The sequence below is a fragment of the Streptomyces sp. NPDC051105 genome (genome assembly GCF_040682795.1).
GTDB lineage: Bacteria > Actinomycetota > Actinomycetes > Streptomycetales > Streptomycetaceae > Streptomyces.
The window spans coordinates 183,304-202,100 of the sequence record NZ_JBFBBR010000012.1 but is presented as its reverse complement, the minus strand read 5'-3'; the positions used below and the strand labels follow the sequence as shown (position 1 = coordinate 202,100).

16 protein-coding genes are annotated in these 18,797 nt (G+C 71.2%); 11 read left to right on the top strand and 5 right to left on the bottom strand.

Annotation, left to right across the window (positions count from 1 at the left end; translation table 11 throughout):
• Window positions 1–213 precede the first annotated feature (213 nt).
• From AB0N16_RS28320 to AB0N16_RS28310, 3 genes are all read left to right on the top strand, one after another.
• Complete coding sequence (locus tag AB0N16_RS28320; protein ID WP_365801451.1) at window positions 214–882, top strand: response regulator transcription factor; 669 nt, start codon at window positions 214–216, stop codon at window positions 880–882.
• Window positions 879–1,991 (top strand): histidine kinase, encoded by a 1,113-nt coding sequence (locus AB0N16_RS28315; RefSeq protein ID WP_365801449.1) that lies wholly within the window; start codon window positions 879–881, stop codon window positions 1,989–1,991. Before AB0N16_RS28320 ends, AB0N16_RS28315 begins: the two co-directional genes overlap by 4 nt.
• Before the next feature lie 296 nt (window positions 1,992–2,287).
• Window positions 2,288–2,908, top strand: a complete 621-nt coding sequence (locus AB0N16_RS28310; RefSeq protein ID WP_365801447.1) for a histidine phosphatase family protein — start codon at window positions 2,288–2,290, stop codon at window positions 2,906–2,908.
• 125 nt (window positions 2,909–3,033) lie between these two features.
• Here the strand turns inward: AB0N16_RS28310 and AB0N16_RS28305 are convergent, their stop codons facing one another.
• Entirely contained in the window at window positions 3,034–3,462 is a 429-nt protein-coding gene (locus AB0N16_RS28305) for a ricin-type beta-trefoil lectin domain protein (protein WP_365801445.1), read from the bottom strand.
• A gap of 146 nt (window positions 3,463–3,608) precedes the next feature.
• On the opposite strand from AB0N16_RS28305, the gene AB0N16_RS28300 reads away from it, so the two are divergent.
• On the top strand, window positions 3,609–5,096 hold the full coding sequence (locus tag AB0N16_RS28300) for an FGGY-family carbohydrate kinase (RefSeq protein ID WP_365801443.1): 1,488 nt from the start codon (window positions 3,609–3,611) through the stop codon (window positions 5,094–5,096).
• A gap of 188 nt (window positions 5,097–5,284) precedes the next feature.
• Here AB0N16_RS28300 and AB0N16_RS28295 read toward each other — a convergent pair whose 3' ends face one another.
• The gene (locus tag AB0N16_RS28295; RefSeq protein ID WP_365801441.1) at window positions 5,285–6,442 is read right to left on the bottom strand and encodes a DUF3103 family protein; all 1,158 of its coding nucleotides are present in this window, start codon (window positions 6,440–6,442) and stop codon (window positions 5,285–5,287) included.
• Between the two features lie 286 nt (window positions 6,443–6,728).
• Window positions 6,729–7,457: a GntR family transcriptional regulator gene (locus AB0N16_RS28290; protein WP_365801439.1), complete on the bottom strand. Its 729-nt coding sequence runs from the start codon at window positions 7,455–7,457 to the stop codon at window positions 6,729–6,731.
• Window positions 7,458–7,980: 523 nt separating this feature from the next.
• Here AB0N16_RS28290 and AB0N16_RS28285 point away from each other — a divergent pair.
• The 3 genes from AB0N16_RS28285 to AB0N16_RS28275 are packed head-to-tail and all read left to right on the top strand — an operon-like array spanning window position 7,981 to window position 11,729.
• Window positions 7,981–9,774: an FAD-dependent monooxygenase gene (locus AB0N16_RS28285; protein ID WP_365801436.1), complete on the top strand. Its 1,794-nt coding sequence runs from the start codon at window positions 7,981–7,983 to the stop codon at window positions 9,772–9,774.
• A 3-nt stretch (window positions 9,775–9,777) separates the two neighbouring features.
• Window positions 9,778–10,824 carry a maleylacetate reductase gene (locus AB0N16_RS28280; protein WP_365801434.1) on the top strand — a complete coding sequence of 349 codons (1,047 nt, stop codon included), beginning with the start codon at window positions 9,778–9,780 and terminating at the stop codon, window positions 10,822–10,824.
• On the top strand, window positions 10,821–11,729 hold the full coding sequence (locus tag AB0N16_RS28275; RefSeq protein WP_365801432.1) for an intradiol ring-cleavage dioxygenase: 909 nt from the start codon (window positions 10,821–10,823) through the stop codon (window positions 11,727–11,729). Before AB0N16_RS28280 ends, AB0N16_RS28275 begins: the two co-directional genes overlap by 4 nt.
• Window positions 11,730–11,741: 12 nt before the next feature.
• Here AB0N16_RS28275 and AB0N16_RS28270 read toward each other — a convergent pair whose 3' ends face one another.
• Together AB0N16_RS28270 and AB0N16_RS28265 are read right to left on the bottom strand one after the other, a co-directional pair.
• Window positions 11,742–12,686, bottom strand: coding sequence for an AraC family transcriptional regulator (locus AB0N16_RS28270; protein WP_365801430.1), 945 nt, complete (start codon window positions 12,684–12,686; stop codon window positions 11,742–11,744).
• Window positions 12,683–13,600 (bottom strand): LysR substrate-binding domain-containing protein, encoded by a 918-nt coding sequence (locus AB0N16_RS28265; protein ID WP_365801428.1) that lies wholly within the window; start codon window positions 13,598–13,600, stop codon window positions 12,683–12,685. The genes AB0N16_RS28270 and AB0N16_RS28265 overlap by 4 nt, the downstream gene beginning before the upstream one ends.
• 85 nt (window positions 13,601–13,685) lie before the next feature.
• Between AB0N16_RS28265 and AB0N16_RS28260 the strand changes: the two genes are divergently transcribed.
• The 4 genes from AB0N16_RS28260 to AB0N16_RS28245 all read left to right on the top strand — a co-directional run bounded on the left by AB0N16_RS28260 (window position 13,686) and on the right by AB0N16_RS28245 (window position 18,763).
• Complete coding sequence (locus AB0N16_RS28260; protein ID WP_365801426.1) at window positions 13,686–14,888, top strand: thiolase family protein; 1,203 nt, start codon at window positions 13,686–13,688, stop codon at window positions 14,886–14,888.
• On the top strand, window positions 14,885–15,556 hold the full coding sequence (locus tag AB0N16_RS28255) for a 3-oxoacid CoA-transferase subunit A (RefSeq protein ID WP_365801423.1): 672 nt from the start codon (window positions 14,885–14,887) through the stop codon (window positions 15,554–15,556). Before AB0N16_RS28260 ends, AB0N16_RS28255 begins: the two co-directional genes overlap by 4 nt.
• A complete protein-coding gene (locus AB0N16_RS28250) occupies window positions 15,553–16,236 on the top strand; it encodes a 3-oxoacid CoA-transferase subunit B (protein WP_365801421.1) in 684 nt (227 codons plus the stop codon). Before AB0N16_RS28255 ends, AB0N16_RS28250 begins: the two co-directional genes overlap by 4 nt.
• A gap of 376 nt (window positions 16,237–16,612) precedes the next feature.
• Window positions 16,613–18,763 (top strand): SpoIIE family protein phosphatase, encoded by a 2,151-nt coding sequence (locus AB0N16_RS28245; protein WP_365801419.1) that lies wholly within the window; start codon window positions 16,613–16,615, stop codon window positions 18,761–18,763.
• The last annotated feature ends 34 nt before the right edge of the window (window positions 18,764–18,797 follow it).

Below are 18,797 nucleotides of genomic sequence, written 5' to 3'. Positions count from 1 at the left end.
AGTCAGGCGGGCGGGAAGGTAGTGGCTGCGCCACGGCGAGCCGGCCGTGCTGTTCGCCGAGGTCGCGCGCCTGCCGCCGAGCCGACGAGCGCGCGCCGCCCGCCGACCGGCTGAGGTCGCGCCGCCAACCGGCGGTTTCTGCGTGCCGGTCGCCCGAAGGCCTGCTCCCGCGGGGGTAGGCATCGACCCGGGCATGCGACGAGCGGAGCGCACATGATCCGGGTGCTGGTGGTCGACGACGAAGCTTTGATCCGTACGGGTTTCACGCACATCCTCGAAGCGGCGGACGACATCGAAGTCGTCGCGGCGGTACCCGGTGGCCAGGCCGTGCGGACGGTGCGGGAACTGAGCCCCGATGTCGTCCTGCTCGACATCCGGATGCCGGACGTGGACGGGCTCACGATCCTGGCCGAACTGCGCCGCATGCCGAAGGGCCCGGTGGTGGCCATGCTCACCACGTTCGACACCGACGAGTACGTGGCGACCGCCCTGCGTTCGGGCGCCGCCGGATTCCTGCTCAAGGACACCGATCCCGAGCAGCTTCCCTACCTGGTGCGCACCTTGGCCGAGGAAGGGACCGTGCTGTCGTCCAAGGTCACCCGACTGGTGGTGGGCGGCTACCTCGACAACAACGTTCGTGAGCCCGGCGCCGTCCGTCTGACCGCTCGCCTCACCGAGCGTGAGCGGGCTGTGCTGGTCCTGATGGCCGAAGGACTCGCCAACAACGAGATCGGCGAACGGCTGCATCTGAGCACCGGCACCATCAAGGGCCATGTCACCGGCGTGCTCGGCAAACTGCGGGTGAGCAGCCGTGTCCAGGCGGCGTTGATCGCCGAGCGCGCGGGCCTGCTCACTCACGCACCGGACGAGCGCGCCCGATGAGACGGCGACAGCCGCGGGCCGCGCTCATGGACCTCGGTCTCGTCGGGGTGGCGCTCGCGGACGCGTGGGCTCACGTCGACATCGAGGACCGGCCGACCACTGCCTGCGCGTTGCTCGGCGCCGTCGCCCTGGTGCTGCGTCACCGGCTGCCCCTGACGACCTTCGTGCTCACGCTCCCCACCGGCCTGGTCACCGACGCGGTGGTCGCCCCCACGGTCGCGCTGTACACGTTGTCCTCCCTGAATCGCCACCGTTTCCTGTTGGGCGGCTGCGCGCTGCTCTACGCGATCATCGACTTCCTGCCCTGGCCATGGTCGTCCCTCGACGCCACCGAGCTGTCCCAGACGAACAGCCTGTTCCACCTCAGCTACACGCTGGCCACCGCCGCCGCTCCCGTTTTCCTGGGCCAGCTCGTCCAGGCCCGACGCGAGCTCTCGCTGCGGCTCGCCGACATCTCCGAGGCCCGGAGGCAGGAACGGCTGCTGACCGCTCAGAGCGTGCTGGCCAAGGAGCGCGCCCAGCTTGCCCGGGAGATGCACGACGTGGTCTCCCACCAGGTCAGTCTCATCGCCGTACAGGCCGGAGCGCTCCAGGTGGGCGGCCGGGACGCCGAGACGCGACAGGCCGCGGCCACGATCCGCCGGCTGAGCGTGCAGACCCTGGAGGAGCTGCGGCACATGGTCGGCGTGCTGCGGGCCTCCGGCAGCAGGCCCACGGAGCTCACTCCGCAGCCTTCGCTCGCCGACCTGGAGCACCTGCTGGAGGCCGGCGGCATCGAGGCGAAGCTGGAGACCGATGTGCCCGAGGAGCTTCCGCCCACGGTGCAGCGGGCCGTCTACCGGACCGTCCAGGAAGCGCTGACCAATGTCCGCAAACACGCCCCCGGCGCCGCCGTGACCGTCCGCATCGGGCTCAGGGAGGGTGTTCTGCGCGCCACGGTCACCAACACCGCCCCCACCCGAAGCCCGCTCGCGCTGCCCAGCGCCCACCACGGCCTGGCGGGTCTGGCCCAGCGGGCGGAGCTCCTCGGCGGCACCGTCACGTCCGGCCCCACGGATCAGGGTGGCTACGAGCTCCGGCTGGAACTGCCCCATGAGCCCGACCGGTGAACGCCGCGCCGAGACCGACCGCCCGCGCGTTCACAGGCCGCGCGCCGGCACTCCACCCGCCACCAGACCACGGTCCGCTTCGGTGCCCGGCCGGGCGAAACGCGACCGGTGGCCGACGCCTGGTTCGGGCCGGGTCGGGCCGCAGGGACAGGCCGGCCGGTCGGCGGGGTGGTTTCGGACACCTGGCGGATGGTGCCGCGGAGGGGCCCGCACCGACTGTGGAGCACGTGAGGCAACGTGCCGGCAGCCGTCCACACCGTCTGAAGCCACGCCCGGCCAGGAAAGAGGTAGGTCCCATGTCGATCCACCTGACACTTCTGTGCGCGCCCGGCGGTGACCCCACTCTGGATCCGCTCCTCGGCGACGCTCATCTGAGCGAGGACGGCATGCACATGGCAGGGGCTGCGAGAGCGGTGCTCTCTCCCCGCGAGCCGGCCATCCGGGCGCCGTCGATCCGTTGCTCGGAGACCGCTGACGCCATCGGGCTCGTGGCATCGGCCGAGCGCATGCTGCGCGATATCGACGTGGGCAGGTGGTGCGGCCGCACTGTCGGCGAAGTCGCCGCGACCGACCCCGACGGGTTCACCGCCTGGCTCACGGATCCGGATGCCACGCCGCACGACGGAGAGTCGGTACGACAGCTCTGCCACCGGTCGGCGGACTGGCTGAGCAGCATGGCGCCGCACACGGGCCACGTGGTGGCCATCACTGAGGCGGCCGTCATCCGGGCCGTGCTCATCGATGCTCTGGCCGTACCGGCAAGAGCGTTCTGGCATCTCGTCGTGCCGCCCCTGTGCACGGTCTTCCTCAGCTGGCGCGGCGGCTGCTGGGACGTCCAGTTCGGCGGCGTCTCACCGCAGGAGCCCCGGCGTCGCCTTTTCTCTCAACGTGCACCGCTCGCGGTGGGTAGGGCCTGACCAGCGCGGGGGCCGACCGGCCCGGGTGCACGCGTTCCCCTGTGTCCCGGCCCACCGCTCTGGACCCACGGGAACGCGCCACACCGAAGCACACGAGCGGGGCTGTCAGCTCCCCCGCCGACGGCTCAGGTCGGCAGTCTCCAGTTCTGGGCCGCCTTGCCGTTGCAGGTCCACAGCTGGATCAGTGTGCCGTTGGTGGTCCCGCTGTGATCTGCGTCCAGACACTTGCCGAGGGCCCGGATCGTTCCGTCGCCGGCGATGATCCAGTCCTGGGCGTACGTGTCGTCGCAGCCCCAGATCTGGACGTGGGTGCCGTCGGAGGTGCCGGAGGACGCGTCGTCCACACACAGGCTTGAGGCCACCGCCGAGGTGAGCGGACCGACGCGCGGCGAAGCCGGGGCGGTGGTGTCCCCCGCGTACGAGGGTGGAGCCGCGGTGGCCGCCGTCGCCCATGACGTGTTGAGATCGTCGTTGCCGTGGGCCGGGCCGCCCGGGGTGTTCGACCAGATCTGGTCCTGGATCGCCCTGACCGTGCCCTGCGTCTTGTCGCGCACGCCGTCGCATTACCGTGGGGGCGCCGCCGCGCTCGTCCGAGGTGCAGATGTGATGGCATCTCCGGCGGCGGTCCGGCTTGACCGAGGCCGCCCGCCGGACCGAGCGGCAACCTACGGTGGCGCACCGGCGCCGAGGGAGGCAGTGCATGATCGACGTCGTCTTCGGAGTGGACGTTGGCACCTCCAGCACCAAGGGCGTGGTGGTCGACACCGCCGGCCGCATCCTGGGCGAGGCCGTACGCACTCACGTGGTCGACCGTCCCCGGCCGGGGCACGTGGAGATGGACGCACACGTGTGGTGGGACGAGTTCGTCTCGCTCGCGGCCGAGTTGCTCGATCGCGACGACGTCGTGGTCCGCGCCGTCGGGGTCAGCGGCATGGGCCCGTGCACCCTGCTGGTCGACGACGCGGGAGAGCCGCTGCGTCCGGCGGTGCTGTACGGGGTGGACACCCGCGCCGAGGAACAGATCACCCGGCTGAACCGGGAGTTGGGGTCGGACACGGTCTTTCGCAGGTGCGGTTCGGCGCTGTCGTCCCAGGCCGTCGGGCCGAAACTCGCCTGGATCCGCGAGCGGGAGCCCGAGGCGTGGGCACGCGCCCGCCGCCTCTTCATGCCCGCCTCGTGGCTCGCCCACCGGCTGACCGGCGCCTACGTGCTGGACCTGCATTCCGCCAGCCAGTGCACCCCGCTGTTCGACATCCACGAGCAGCGCTGGATCCCGGAGTGGGCCGAGCACATCGCACCCGGCATCGAACTCCCCCCGCTGTGCTGGCCGGGCGAGGAGGCCGGCCGGGTGAGCACGCCCGTCGTGGGCGTCCCGGCCGGGACGCCCGTCATCGTGGGGACGATCGACGCCTGGAGCGAGGCCGTCAGCGTCGGCGGCCACGGTGTCGGCGACCTGATGCTGATGTACGGCACCACGATGTTCCTGGTGAACACCGTCGACCGGCTCGTGACCAGCCCGTCGATGTGGTCCACGGTCGGCGCCCTGCCCGGCACCCGTTGCCTGGCCGGCGGTATGGCCACGTCCGGAGCCGTCACCGACTGGCTCGGGCACCTCTTCGGCGACGTCGACCTCGGCGTGCTGTTCGACGAAGCGGCCGCCTCGCCGCCGGGTGCGAACGGCCTGGTGATGCTGCCGTACTTCGCTGGGGAACGCACGCCCGTCATGGACCCCGACGCCCGTGGCGTGATCGCGGGTCTGACGCTGAGTCACACCCGGGGCGACCTGATGCGGGCGGCGCTGGAGGCCACCGCCTACGGTGTCCGGCACAACGTCGAGACGATGCGCGCGGCCGGCGCCGACATCCGGCGGGTCGTCGCGGTCGGCGGCGGCACCCGGGGCGGACTGTGGCCTCAGATCGTCAGCGACGTCACCGGTCTCGAACAGATCGTGGCCCGCACGACCATCGGTGCCAGCTACGGTGCGGCCTTCCTCGCCGCCGGGCTGATCGGCCGACCGGACATCGCCGCCTGGAATCCGGCGGAATCGACGGTCCGGCCCGATCCCGCCACATCGGATGTCTACGACCGCCGGTTCACCCAGTACCGGGTCCTGTACGAGAGCACCACCGCGGTCACCCACGCCCTGGCCCACGACCAGCACACCGACCGTGCGGAAGACACCTCGTGACGTCGCCCTACGGCCTGCCCGCCCCCTCCGCGTCCGATCCTGAAGCGGGACGGCGAGCACCAACGCCGAGCCACCGCCGACCGGTGACGAAGCGACCTGACCTGGCCCGACCTCGGCCGCGAGCATCGACCGCGCGGACCGGCGCGTTCGTCGACGTGCGGTGGCCGGTCCGCGCTGGTGTGCGAGGTCTAGAACTCCTCGACGAAGTAAGGCTCGACGGTCATCCAGCCGTTGCCCGAGGCGCCGTTCAACCGGCCCGAGGAGCTCTGGGCGAGGGTGTACCAGGACTCCACGTAGTCGGGGTCGTCGGTGAACCAGCTGTCGGGGATCGCGCTCAGGACCGCGTTCACCAACGGGATGTAGGTGCCCTGGTCGGTCACGGTGAGCAGCGCCGTGGTGATCGCCTGCGCCAGCGCACGGTAGTTGGTGCCGTCGTCGTCCTCCATCATGACGACGTCGGCCAGGTTGTACTTGTAGGTCGACCAGTTGACCAGGATCTGGTTCGGGTAGTACACGGTGCCGTCGTCGTCCAGGTAGGGCATGTCCACCGAGTCGGCGCGCGCCGTGCCGTCCTTGCCGAATCCGGTCACCAGCGAGAACATCTCGGCGGCGCCCTTGAACCAGGGCTCCTGGTCGTCGTTCACCTCGACGGCCGTGACCTTGGTCGCCCACCAGCCCGCCGTGCTCGCGGCGTAGCCGTTGTTCGCCGCCTTCGACGGGAGGGAGGTCAGTCCCTTGGCGGCGAAGGCCTTCCCCAGCACCTGCAGGCCGGCCCGGTGCGCCTTGGTGACGTCGATGTCCAGGACGTACAGCGGGCGGTCGGGGACGCGCGCGGTGTCGATGGCGTGGGCGTGACCCCGACTGTCGTACGCCGTGATGGTCCGGGCGTCGTCGTCGGCCGCGGCGACGGCGATCCAGGGAGTGACTTCGGCGTTCAGGTGCGACCGCATGGACGGCGCGCCCAGCCGAAGGCGCAGCAGCGACCCGGTCGACGCGGGCAGGCCCTTCAGGCCCGCGATGCGACGGTCCGCGACGGAGACGGAGGTGCGCAGCTTCCTGCCCTCCGGAGCGGCGGTCCCGCCCGTCAGTGCCTGGAGGTCCACGTCCTCGGTGCCGAGCGCGGCCGCACGGACCTGCTCGCGCCACTGCGGGTCGCGCAGCGAGGCGGACAGCGCACGCGCGATCTCCCGCTCGGTCGACCGCACCGGAGACTTCCGGAACGGTGTGGCCTGGTCGCCCGCGTTCCGAACCGGCGCGGCCATCGCGGGCTGGACGGTGCCGCCGATGACCGCGGACAGCATCACACCGATGAGGACGCCGCGTCTCTTGCTTGATCTGCTCACCATGCTCCTTGTGTTGTCGGTCGCCGCCGCGCCCACGGTGAACGGGCGGCCGTCCTGGGGGTGAGGGGCCCGGATTACCCCGGGCTCCCGAGGGGTCGCAGCCGCGTACCTGGTGCCGCCTCGCCGGGCGTTCACCAGGGCGCGCAGACATGACCCGTACATGACAGACAAGCAACACGAACGGACATTCGCGCATGATCGGGGCCACGCCTAGACGGCCGGGCCGCTGCGCCGCACACCTCGCCCCGGCGGGAGCCGGCGGGCCCGGGGTCGTGGCCGGGAAGCGCGGTTACCGGGGGCTGTCGGCGGTCGGCCGCCCACGAGGGCTGCTCAGCGAACCGAGCATGATCTTCTCCGTGCCGGCTAGGTACGCCTCCGCGGCACGCCTCGCCTCCTCGCCGTCCCGGTCGACGACGGCCCGTACCACCGGGGCGAGCCGGTCCGTCGCCCGCGCCGCGTCCTCGAACGGCGCCCGCAGCGCGGCACGTACCGGAAGGTAGGCGTTGAACAGCGTGTTCGTGAGGAGCAGATAGACCCGGTTCCCGGTGGCCCGCGCCAGTTCGCGGTGCACTTCCGCGTCGGCGAGCTGAACGGCGTCGGCGTCGGCGCCCTGCGCGACTTGACGCAACAGGTGTTCCAGCCGCCGAGCCTGTCGTTCCGTGCGCCGGTCGGCCGCGCGGCCGGCGATCAGGGTGCCGATCTGCCGTCGTACCTCGAAGACCTCCCGCAGCCACGTGGGGTCCTGCGCGGCCAGCATGGGAAGCAGGTCGGCGCCGCCGACCCGCAGGTAGTCCAGGATGCGCGTGCCGATGCCGTGCCGGGTGCTCAGCAGTCCCGCCTGCTCCAACCGGGTCAGCGCGTGCTTCAAGGTCGTACGGGTGACCCCGTACCCGGCGGCCAGCTCCCTCTCGGGGGGCAGCAGGGATCCGGGTTCGTGCGTGCCGCTCAGGATGTCGTCACGCAGCCGTGCTTCCAGCAGGTCGACCACGGTTCGGCGCGGAATGCTTTCGACGGCCACGGAGGATCTCCCAGGCTTCGGTCAGTGGTTCAGCGGCTCACTGGTCTGATGGCCCACTGGTTCAGCGACTTCTTTGGTCTAGTGGCTCAGCCACTGCCTCAGTGAAGCAGTCACCCGGCCGCCACGTCAATTACCTGACGGCACAGAGGAGTTGTGCAGAGGTACGCGCGTAGACGTCCGGGGCGCGGACGGGCGGTGTGAGGCCTGCCCCTCAAGGAAACCGGGTGGACCGGCCGTTGGGAGATCGTCTCTCGTGGTGTGCGGGGGATGTCCCACTCACGCCGCGGCGAGCGTCGACCTGCCGTGGTCGGCCCGGGCTTGCGCCGGTCTGGAGACGCCCGTCCCCGCACGACATGCTCCGCGGCAGCCGCACGTTCAGACCTGGCGGTGTGGCCGGTCTTTCGTGGATCCGCCATCTCTTGGTGTATCCGCCGACCTCGCCGCCGCGCTGTTCCGTCCCGTCCGAGTCCGCCTCAGACTGGCGCAGCCGGCAACGCCGCCGGATCGATGAAAGGTCAGCACGATGCCGATGTTCAACGACGGGATGTCCGAGACCGAGCTGCCGGCCGACTCGGCCGTCACGACCGACGTCGTGGTCGTCGGTTCCGGCCCCGCGGGCGCCTCCGCGGCGCTGCTGCTGGCGACGCTGGGCGTCGACACCATCATGATCACGAAGTACCGGTGGACGGCGAACACCCCCCGCGCGCACATCACCAACCAGCGCGCGATGGAGGTCTTCCGCGATGTGGGCATCGAAGGGCAGGTGCTGGCCGACGCCACGGACCACTCCCTCGTCGGCGACACGGTGTTCTGCACCAGCATCACCGGTGAGGAGATCGGCCGTATCCACACCTGGGGGACCCGGCCGGACCGGGAGGCGGACTACCGGCTGGCGTCCCCCTGCCTCACCGGGGACATCCCGCAGACGTATCTCGAACCGATCCTGGTCCGCAACGCGACGCAGCGCGGCGCGCAGACCCGGTTCTCCAGCGAGTACCTGTCCCACACCCAGGACGCCGACGGCGTCACCGTGCGGGTGCTGGACCGGCTCACCGGGCACGAGTACGGCATCCGCGCGAAGTACCTGATCGGCGCGGACGGTGCCCGCTCCAAGGTCGCCGCGGACATCGGGCTGCCCTTCGAGGGCGCGATGGACATCGCCGGCTCGATGAACATCACGTTCAAGGCCGACATCAGCCGCTACGTCGCCCACCGGCCGTCCGTCCTGTACTGGGTCGTCCAGCCGGGCTCGAACGTCGGCGGCATCGGCGCCGGGCTCGTGCGCATGGTGCGCCCGTGGAACGAGTGGCTGATCGTGTGGGGCTACGACATCGCCGGGGAACCCCCGGTCGTCGACGAGGCCGCCGCCGTACAGATCGTCCGCAACCTCCTCGGCGCACCCGACCTGGAAGTGGAGATCACCGGCACCAGCCTGTGGGGCAACAACGAGATGTACGCGACGCGGCTCCAGCAGGGCCGGGTGTTCTGTGCGGGCGACGCCGTGCACCGGCACCCGCCGAGCAACGGCCTGGGCTCCAACACCTCCGTCCAGGACGCGTACAACCTCGCGTGGAAGATCGCGGCCGTGCTCAAGGGGCATGCGGGGCCTGCCCTGTTGGAGACCTACACGGCGGAGCGGGCTCCCGTCGCCGAGCGCATCGTCAAGCGCGCCAACAAGTCCAGCCGCGAGTTCGTGGACATCTTCGAGGCACTGGGCGTTCTCGGGGCGCCGGACGAGGCCGCGATGACGGCCGCCATCGAGGAACGCAAGGCCAACACCCCTGCCGGGGCCGCCAAGAGGGCCGCGCTGGTGCGCGCGATGGAGCTGAAGAACTACGAGTTCAACGCGCACGGTGTGGAGCTCGGCCAGCACTACACCTCGACCGCCGTCGTCTCCGACGGCAGCGAACTGCCCACGCCCGCCCGCGACGCCGACCTGTACTACGAGATGTCGACCGTCCCCGGCGCGCATCTTCCGCACGCCTGGGTCGGGGACAGCGCACACCGTCACGCGCTGATGGACCTGGCGCCGTACGACCGTTGGACGCTGCTGACCGGCATCGCGGGCGAGGAGTGGGAGCAGGCGGCCGAGAGGGTTGGCAAGGAGCTGGGCATACCGCTCACGACCGTCGTCATCGGCCCGGGACGTGAAGTGACCGACCTCTACTACGACTGGGCCAAGCTGCGCGAGATCGACGAGAGTGGTGTGCTGTTGGTGCGGCCCGACAAGCACATCGCGTGGCGGGCCATGGAACTGCCCGAGAACCCCGAGGATCAGCTGCGTGCTGCTCTGCTCTCCGTCCTGGGAAGGGACTAGTCCATGCGGTTCGTCCACGACACGCTGCCGCAGCGGGTGCGGTTCGCCTCCGGCGCGGCCGAGGAGGGCCTGGCCGCGGAGGTCGCCGCGCTCGGCGCCCGGCGGGTGATGGTCATCGCGGGGGCGACCGAGCGGGAGTTCGCCGATCGTGTCACCGCCGGCCTGCCCGTGGTCCACCGGCACGACGACGTCGTCATGCACGTGCCCGTCGAGGTCGCCCTGCGGGCTCGTACGGCGGCCGCCGACCAGGACGTCGACGCCCTGGTCAGTGTCGGCGGCGGCTCCACCACGGGCCTGGCCAAAGCGGTCGCGCTCACCACCGGGCTGCCGATCGTCGCCGTCCCGACCACCTACGCCGGCTCGGAGGCCACCGCCGTATGGGGGCTGACCGAGGACTCCGTGAAGACCACCGGTACGGACGCGAAGGTCCTGCCGCGTGCCATCGTCTACGACGCCTCGCTGACGCTCTCCCTTCCGGTCGGACTGAGTGTCGCTTCGGGTCTCAACGCGCTCGCCCACTGCGTGGACTCCCTGTGGGCACCGCGGACCGATCCGATCAACCAGGCCCTCGCCGCCGAGGGCGCGCGGGCCCTGCGGGCGGGGCTGCCGCTGGTCGTGAAGGACCCGCAGGCGCTGGACGGCCGGGAACAGGCTTTGTACGGCGCCTACTTGGCCGCCGTGGCGTTCGCCTCCGCCGGGTCCGGACTGCACCACAAGATCTGCCATGTGCTGGGCGGCATGTTCAACCTTCCCCATGCCCAGACCCACGCGGTGGTCCTCCCCCATGTCCTCGCCTTCAACGTGCCCTTCGCCCCCGACGCCGAACGGCGCCTGGCCGCGGCCTTCGGCTCCCCGACCGCTGTCGAGGGGCTCGCCGCGCTCCGTGACCGGCTCGGCGCGCCGCGCTCGCTGCGCGACCTCGGGATGCCCCGGGACGGTGTGGAGGCCGTGGCCGAGGCCGTCGTGGCCGCCGCGCCCGCGGGAAATCCGCGGCCCGTCACCCTCGACGCGATCACCGATCTGGTCCGGAACGCCTGGGAGGGCCGATGAGCGACACCCCCACCCCCCGCGCCCCCGTCCCCGCCGAGCAGCAGGAGCGCGAGGAGCAGATCACCCGCCAGGTGCTGGCGTCCTTCGGCGACTGCACCGACCCTCGGCTGCGCGAGATCATGCAGTCGCTGGTCCGCCACCTGCACGCGTTCGTCCGAGAGGTCCGGCTCACCGAGGGCGAGTGGAGCAAGGGGATCGAGTTCCTCACCCGCACCGGTCACATCACCGACGAGCGCCGTCAGGAGTTCATCCTGCTGTCGGACGTGCTCGGAGCCTCCATGCAGACGGTCGCCGTCAACAACGAGGCGTACGGCGACGCCACCGAGGCCACCGTCTTCGGCCCGTTCTTCGTCGACAACAGTCCCGAGATCGCCCAGGGCGGCGATCTCGCCTTCGGGGCCGCCGGGGAACCCTGCTGGGTGGAGGGCACCGTCACCGACTCCGCCGGAAAACCCGTGGCCGGGGCGCGGATCGAGGTGTGGGAGGCCGACGAGGACGGCTTCTACGACACGCAGTACGGGGACGACCGGATGGCGGCGCGGGCGCACCTGTTCAGCGACGCCGACGGCCGCTACCGGTTCTGGGGGCTCACCCCGACGCCGTATCCGATTCCGCACGACGGGCCGGTGGGAGCACTGCTGGCGGCGACCGGCCGATCGCCCATGCGCGCCTCCCACCTGCACTTCATGGTGAGCGCTCCGGCACTGCGCACGCTGGTCACGCACATCTTCGTCCGCGGTGACGAACTGCTGGGCCGGGACTCCGTGTTCGGGGTGAAGGAGTCGCTCGTCAAGGACTTCGTGACGCAGCCGGCGGGTACACCCACGCCGGACGGACGCGACCTCGGCGAGCGGTCCTGGTCCCGGGTCCGCTTCGACATCGTGCTGGCGCCCGACGGCACGTGATCCCGCATCCCGCTACGACCTGGAGCGCGCCTCGCGCAGGACGTCGGTGGCGCGCAGGCCGTAGCGTTCCTTGAACCGGTGGGAGAAGTGGGCGGCCGACGCGAACCCGCAACGCGCGGCCACCTCGGCGACGGTCGCCTCTCCCCCGGCGTTCAGCAGCGTGCGGGCTCGCTCGAGGCGGCGGTGCAGCAGGTACCGCGGCACGCTCGTGCCACCCGAGGCGAACACCCGGGACAGATGGCGCTCGCTGATCCCGATGCCGCGGGCGATGCGGGCCGCCGAGAGCCCCAGATCGGCCAGGTGGTCGTCGATGTAGGTCTTCGCGACGGTCAGGTGGACGGTGGAGAGGGAGGGGGCGCGGCCGCTCGCGGCGGATACGAGCAGGTCCAGCACGGCGTCCTCGTCCACGCTCGCGGCGACGGAGGACTCCGGAGGCAGTGCCCGGGCGACGAGGGTGGCGAGCGTCCTGATGTGGACGGCGCCGGCGTCGATGACCAGCGGTTGCGGCAGGGAGGCCGGTCCGCCGAGGTCACGCCACACCGTGTGGGGGATCTTGACCGCGAGTTCCTCCAGGCCGTGCGAGAAGCCGCGGACGAAGGGCTGGTCGGCGTCGCAGACCAGCAGCTGTCCCGGACGCAGTAGCCGTACGCCGTCGTCGTAGTAGAAGAAGGCGTCACCGGCCAGTGTCAGATAGCAGGCCACGGCGTCCGAGGGCACGCGGCGGATCTCGGCGTCGGGTCGTTCGACGACGTGCGGGCTGCCGAGGACCCGGGCGAGATGCGCGCGGGAAAGCTGGAGGTTGATCTCCGTCGCGTCGAGGGCGGTGTCGTGCAGGGAACGGCAGCGCAGCCCGATCAGGGCCTCGGCGTTGTGTTCTTCCCACAGGGCGATGCGCTCCGCGTCGGGAAGGCCGGTCGTGCTGAAGCGCACCGGAGCACCGGTTGTGCCGCTCGTCATCCCTCCAGCGTAGAGGGCGGGGCGTCCCCGTGTTCAAGGCCGTCCACGCACTCTTTGATCACGGAGGCGACCTGATCGGTCGCGGGGGTGGCGCGCCGGGCATGGCTCGCGAGGACCAGATCGACGGATTCCGTCTGGGTGAGGGGCACGTAGGCGACGCTGGCGAGGCGGAGGCTCTGTACCGGTTCGGGAACGAGGGCGACGCCGTGTCCGGCGGCCACGAAGACGACCAGTGTGGCCGTCTCGCCGACCTCCATCAGTGAGGTGGGCTGGAATCCGGCGCGCCGGCACGCGGCCAGGACCCGGCCGTACATGGAGGATCGCGAGGAGTGGACGACGAACGGCTCGTCGGCCAGGGCCTTGAGCGAGATGCGTCGCCGGGCCGCGAGGGGATGGTGCGAGGGGAGCACGGCCACCAGGGATTCGGAGCGCAGGGGTGTGGTGCGGATGTCCTCGTGGTCGGCGGGGCCGCGCAGGACCGCCAGGTCGTAGGTGCCGGCGAGCAGCCCGTCGACCAGGTCGGGGGTGAGGAGTTCGCCGCGCAGGTCCATGGTGATCCCGGGCAGCCGGGCTCGTACGGTGCGTGCGACCTGTGGCAGAAGGTCGTAGGTGGCGGTGCCGATGAAGCCGGTCGAGACGCGTCCGACGTGGCCGTCGGCCAGCTCTGCCATGTGCCGGCGGGCGCGCTCCTCCTCCGCGACGAGGGTGCGGGCGTGCTCCAGGAGGTGGTGTCCGGCCTCGGTGAGGGCGACGTGCCGGGTGGAGCGGGTGAAGAGTGTGGTCCTGAGCTCCTTCTCCAGCTGTTTGATCTGCTGGGAGAGGGCCGGTTGAGCCACGTGCAGGCGGGTGGCCGCCCGTCCGAAGTGGCATTCCTCGGCCAGCGCCACGAAGTACCGGATCTGCCGCAGCTCCATGCCCCCGATTTTATAGGATCGACTTATCAATCCATACAGATTGAGTCTTGGACGCGCTGTAGTCCGCGCTCCTACCGTTGACGGCATGACCGACAGTTATCTCTACTCGGCGGTGCGAACCCCCTTCGGCCGCTTCCGGGGCGCGCTCTCCGAGGTCCGGCCCGACGACCTCGCGGCACAGGTCATCGGCGATGTCCTCGCCAAGACCCCCGCTCTCGACCCGGGACGCATCGACGACGTCGTCTGGGGCAACGCGAACGGCGCCGGGGAGGACAATCGCAACGTCGGCAGGATGGCCGTCCTGCTGGCGGGGCTGCCCACCTCGGTGCCCGCGACCACCGTGAACCGTCTGTGCGGATCGTCCCTCGACGCCGCCCTGATCGCCTCACGCCACATCGAGAGCGGCGACGCGGACATCGTCCTCACCGGCGGAGTCGAGTCGATGACCCGCGCCCCGTGGGTGCTGCCCAAGCCCGGGCGCGGCTTCCCCGCGGGAGACGTCACCGCCGTGTCCACCACGCTCGGCTGGCGCCTGGTCAACGAGCGCATGCCCAAGGAGTGGACGGTCTCCCTGGGCGAGGCGAACGAGCAGCTCGCCGACCGCTTCGCCATCTCCCGCGAGCGCCAGGACGCGTTCGCCCTCCGCTCCCACCGTCTCGCCGACGACGCCTGGAACGCGGGCTTCTACGACGACCTGGTCGTCCCCGTCTCGGACGGCGGGCGCACCGTTCTGGAACGCGACGAAGGCATCCGTCCCGGGTCCACCATGGAGAAGCTCGCCACGCTCAAGCCCGCCTACCGCGCCGACGGCCTCATCACGGCCGGAAACGCCTCGCCGCTGAACGACGGCGCCTCCGCGGTACTGCTCGGTTCGGCCGCGGCCGCCGACCGCATCGGCGTGGATCCCCTCGCCCGCGTCGCGGGCCGCGGGGTGGCCGCGGTGGATCCGCAGATGTTCGGATACGCGCCCGTCGAGGCCGTGAACAGGGCGCTGAAGCGCGCGGGCATCTCCTGGGCCGACGTCGACGCCGTCGAGCTGAACGAGGCGTTCGCCGTCCAGGCGCTGGCGTGCGTGGACGCCTGGGATGTCGACCCGGGAATCGTCAACGCCAAGGGCGGGGCCATCGCGCTCGGCCATCCCCTCGGTGCCTCCGGCGGCCGCCTGCTGGGCACCCTCTGCCGCCGCCTGCAGGAGTCCGGCAAGCGGTGGGGCGTCGCGGCGATCTGTATCGGTGTCGGCCAGGCCCTCGCCGTGGTCCTGGAGAACGTCGCCGGGGGCAGCAGGTGACCCCACAGCTGTGTGCCAGCGCGGACGAGGCGGTCGCCGGCGTCCAGGACGGTTCCACCGTGCTCGTCGGGGGCTTCGGCATGGCCGGCATGCCGGTGGCGCTCATCGACGCTCTGATACGGCAGGGGGCAACGGACCTCACTGTCGTCTCCAACAACGCCGGCAACGGCGACACCGGTCTGGCCGCGCTGCTGGCCAAGGGACGGGTCCGCAAGGTGATCTGTTCCTTCCCCCGCCAGGCCGACTCCTGGGTGTTCGACGGCCTCTACCGGGCCGGCCGGATCGAACTCGAGGTGGTCCCCCAGGGCACTCTGGCGGAACGGCTGAGGGCGGCGGGGGCGGGCATCGGTGCCTTCTTCTGCCCCACTGGAGTCGGCACGCTTCTCGCGGAAGGCAAGGAGGTGCGCGAGATAGACGGCCGTCTCCATGTGCTGGAGTACCCCATCGGCGGAGACGTCGCGCTGATCGGCGCTCATCGTGCCGACCGGATGGGCAACCTCGTCTACCGCAAGACCGCGCGGAACTTCGGTCCCGTCATGGCCACCGCGGCCACCACCGTGATCGCCCAGGTCCGCGAGGTCGTCGAGACCGGTGAGATCGATCCCGAGACCGTCGTGACGCCCAGTATCTTCGTCGACCGCGTGGTGCAGGTGGCTGATCACTCATGACACAGACTTCCCCGACGACCGGCGGTCAGGGCCCGCTGGGCAAGCACGACATCGCCGCCCTCATCGCCCGAGACATCCCGCACGGATCCTTCGTCAACCTGGGGATCGGCCAGCCGACCCTCGTGGCCGACCACCTCTCCCCCGGTTCCGGCGTCGTTCTGCACACCGAGAACGGCATGCTCAACATGGGCCCCGCCGCTTCGGAGGATCAGATCGATCCGGACCTGACCAACGCGGGCAAGGTTCCCGTCACCGAACTGCCGGGCGCCGCCTACTTCCACCACGCGGACTCCTTCGCGATGATGCGCGGCGGTCATCTGGACATCTGCGTCCTCGGCGCCTTCCAGGTCTCCGCCCGCGGCGACCTGGCCAACTGGCACACCGGCGCACCCGACGCCATTCCCGCGGTCGGCGGAGCCATGGACCTGGCCATCGGGGCGAAGAAGGTCTTCGTGATGATGAATCTCTTCACCCGGGACGGTGCACCCAAGCTGGTCTCCGAGTGCGGCTACCCGCTCACCGGCCTGGCGTGCGTGGACCGCGTCTACACGGATCTAGCCGTGTTCGACATCACCTCGGACGGGGTCCGCGTGCGGCAGACCTTCGGCATCGCCGTACCCGAACTCGCCGATCGCCTGGGCCTGCCGCTGCTGACCGGCTCCCCTGAGCAGCCCGCCTGAGACAACGCCTTGCCCGGGCCGCTACCGAGGCGCACCGGGGAGGTCGGGGTGTGGCCGGCCTCGTCCAGGGTCAACCTGGGCCACCCGGGAACGTCGGGCGCACGCGCCCGACGTTCGCGTCGCGCAACTCGACGCCGTCGTGGGGCAGCCGCCGTCGGTCACGCTTCGACGGTGTTCCTCACGGTCGGCCGTCGGCTCCGGTGAGTGCGTCAGGACCGGTGCTCGTTCACTGTGCGCGTTCGTCGCGTGATCCGCTGGTGTGGGCGAAGCGGGCCCCGGTGATATTCAATGAGGTGTGCGGTCAGGGATCTCGGGGGCCCCTCGCCGGGTCCGAGCACGGCTCCGGCGCTGCGTCGGCGATTGCTGAGAGAGCCTCATGGACGCCACACCATCCTCCTCCTCGTCTTCGCCGTTCGACATGGTCAGCAGCGCCCTGGGGCGTTACGTCCCCCGTGGCGGAGCGGAACCGGCCGCCGGGCGCGGCGAACGGGGCACGGGTCTACGCGTACCCGACGGCCCGGCGGCCGGCCGTCAGGACCAGATACTCGGCGTGATCAACCTGGACAGGGATCTGAGAGTGCTCGGCTCCAATCTGGACGCCCCGGTATTCGCCGGTCTGGACGCCGTGTCCGGGAGTGCTTTCGTCGATCTCCTGCCCCCCGGGGACGTACCGACGGTCACCCGCCGGTTGCGGCAGGTCCTGGAGACCGGTGAGGCGCATGTCGCGCGGATCCAGCGCCTGCGGCGCCGCGACGGGTCGGAGCTGGTGGTGTCGCTGAGCATCCTGCCCGCCGCGGCGCCTCAGGAAGGCCTGACCGTCTCCGTGATCGCCATGGCCAAGAGGCTGCACCTGTACGCCGCCGAGACCGCGATCGGCACCTCGCTGGACATCGGCGAGACCGCGCAGTCACTGGCGGAGTCCCTGCTGGCCTGGGGAGACGTGGCCGCCGTCGACCTCGACTTCACCGTGTGGACGGGCGAGGGAGTCACCGGGCAGGCGCAGGGGCGCATCCGGCTGCGGCGGGCGGCCCTGGTGCCGAACCGGGCGTGGCCCGAGGGCTATCTCACTCCGGGCGACGATCTTCCCGGCGACGCGAGTCGCCTGCTGGCGCAGGCGGTGCGGCGGGACGACGCCCCGCAGGCCATCGTCATACCCGACCGGAAGGCGGTCGAGCGGGTCCTCGGCAGTCCGCGACTGATACGTGCCCTGGTGCCCGGCGACCGGTCGGCGGGGGTGGCGTGCATACCACTGGTCCTGGACGGCGCGCCGCCCGTCGTGCTGGGCCTGGCGGAGATCTGGCGGCGGGCCGACAGCCCCTTCCGCGACAGCGAGCTGTTCGACCTGCAGGAGCTGGTCGCCAGGACCGTCCATCACGTCGACCTGGCCCGTCAGCACCAGCGCGAGCACAAGCAGGTGCTGGCGTTGCAGCGCCGGCTGCTGCCCCGCACGGGCGGCGACACCGTCGAGATCGCCAGCGTCTACCAGCCCGCCACGCCCGACAGCGCGGGGGTCGGCGGTGACTGGGTGAACAGTTTTCCGCTGCCGGACGGCCGTACCGCGCTGGTGGTGGGTGACGTCGTCGGACATGGCCTGGGAGCCGCGGCGACCATGGGGCAGCTGAGCATGGAAGCCCGCGCACTGCTGTCCGCGGGGCTCGCGCCCGACGAGGTACTGGAGCACCTCGACGAGACCGTGACGCTGCTGGACGACACGGAGTCCGGGTTGGCGGCCGGCTACAGCGCCCTCGGTTCGACCTGCTGCATCGCCCTCTACGATCCGGTCAGCCACAGCATGACGCTGTCCAGCGCCGGCCACCTCCCCCCGGTCCTCGTGTCCCCGGACGGGCGAGCCGGGCCGCTCGCGATCCACCCGCATCCCGGCCTGGGCGCCGAGTTCGCACTGCGAGAGCCGTTTGACGTACACAGGTTCGACATTCCCCCTGGTTCCCTGCTCGCCCTCTACACGGACGGCCTGGTGGAGGATCCGACCGTGTCGATCGACGACGGCATCGGCAGGCTGGCGGACGTCATGTCCACCGTGCACCCCTGGGACGCCCTCCAGCAGGCCGCACGGCACGTGGTGTCCGCGCTGGCACCCGCGCACCAGCGCGACGACGTGACCCTGCTGCTGGCGCGGATGATCGGCCACCGCAAGGGGGACACCGCGACCTGGCGGCTGCCCGCCCGCGACGACGCGCCCGCCCGTGCCCGCGCGCTGCTCTCCGCCCTGTTGCGGCAGTGGCACGCCAGGGACGACACCCGGGACAACGTGGTGCTGCTGGCAAGCGAGCTGGTCACCAACGCGGTGCGCTTCGCCACCGGCCCCGTCACGGTACGGCTGATCAGGACCGGACACAGCCTGCTGTGCGAGGTGGGCGACACCGGCAACGGCAGGCCGCGTCTGAGGCGGGGCGGCCGCTACGACGACCGGGGTCGCGGCCTGTACGTCGTGCACAGGCTCACCACGCGGTGGGGCGTGCGATGGACGGACACCGGCAAGGTCGTCTGGGCGGAGGTCGCGAGGTGACGCGGGGACGGCCGTGCGCCGCACGGGTGGCGCG

Bases quoted from the DNA above. Each gene is read 5' to 3' on its own strand.
- AB0N16_RS28320 (WP_365801451.1), top strand. From the start codon at position 214: ATGATCCGGGTGCTGGTGGTCGACGACGAAGCTTTGATCCGTACGGGT.
- AB0N16_RS28315 (WP_365801449.1), top strand. From the start codon at position 879: ATGAGACGGCGACAGCCGCGGGCCGCGCTCATGGACCTCGGTCTCGTC.
- AB0N16_RS28310 (WP_365801447.1), top strand. From the start codon at position 2,288: ATGTCGATCCACCTGACACTTCTGTGCGCGCCCGGCGGTGACCCCACT.
- AB0N16_RS28300 (WP_365801443.1), top strand. From the start codon at position 3,609: ATGATCGACGTCGTCTTCGGAGTGGACGTTGGCACCTCCAGCACCAAG.
- AB0N16_RS28295 (WP_365801441.1), bottom strand. From the start codon at position 6,442: ATGGTGAGCAGATCAAGCAAGAGACGCGGCGTCCTCATCGGTGTGATG.
- AB0N16_RS28285 (WP_365801436.1), top strand. From the start codon at position 7,981: ATGCCGATGTTCAACGACGGGATGTCCGAGACCGAGCTGCCGGCCGAC.
- AB0N16_RS28280 (WP_365801434.1), top strand. From the start codon at position 9,778: ATGCGGTTCGTCCACGACACGCTGCCGCAGCGGGTGCGGTTCGCCTCC.
- AB0N16_RS28275 (WP_365801432.1), top strand. From the start codon at position 10,821: ATGAGCGACACCCCCACCCCCCGCGCCCCCGTCCCCGCCGAGCAGCAG.
- AB0N16_RS28270 (WP_365801430.1), bottom strand. From the start codon at position 12,686: ATGACGAGCGGCACAACCGGTGCTCCGGTGCGCTTCAGCACGACCGGC.
- AB0N16_RS28265 (WP_365801428.1), bottom strand. From the start codon at position 13,600: ATGGAGCTGCGGCAGATCCGGTACTTCGTGGCGCTGGCCGAGGAATGC.
- AB0N16_RS28260 (WP_365801426.1), top strand. From the start codon at position 13,686: ATGACCGACAGTTATCTCTACTCGGCGGTGCGAACCCCCTTCGGCCGC.
- AB0N16_RS28250 (WP_365801421.1), top strand. From the start codon at position 15,553: ATGACACAGACTTCCCCGACGACCGGCGGTCAGGGCCCGCTGGGCAAG.
- AB0N16_RS28245 (WP_365801419.1), top strand. From the start codon at position 16,613: ATGGACGCCACACCATCCTCCTCCTCGTCTTCGCCGTTCGACATGGTC.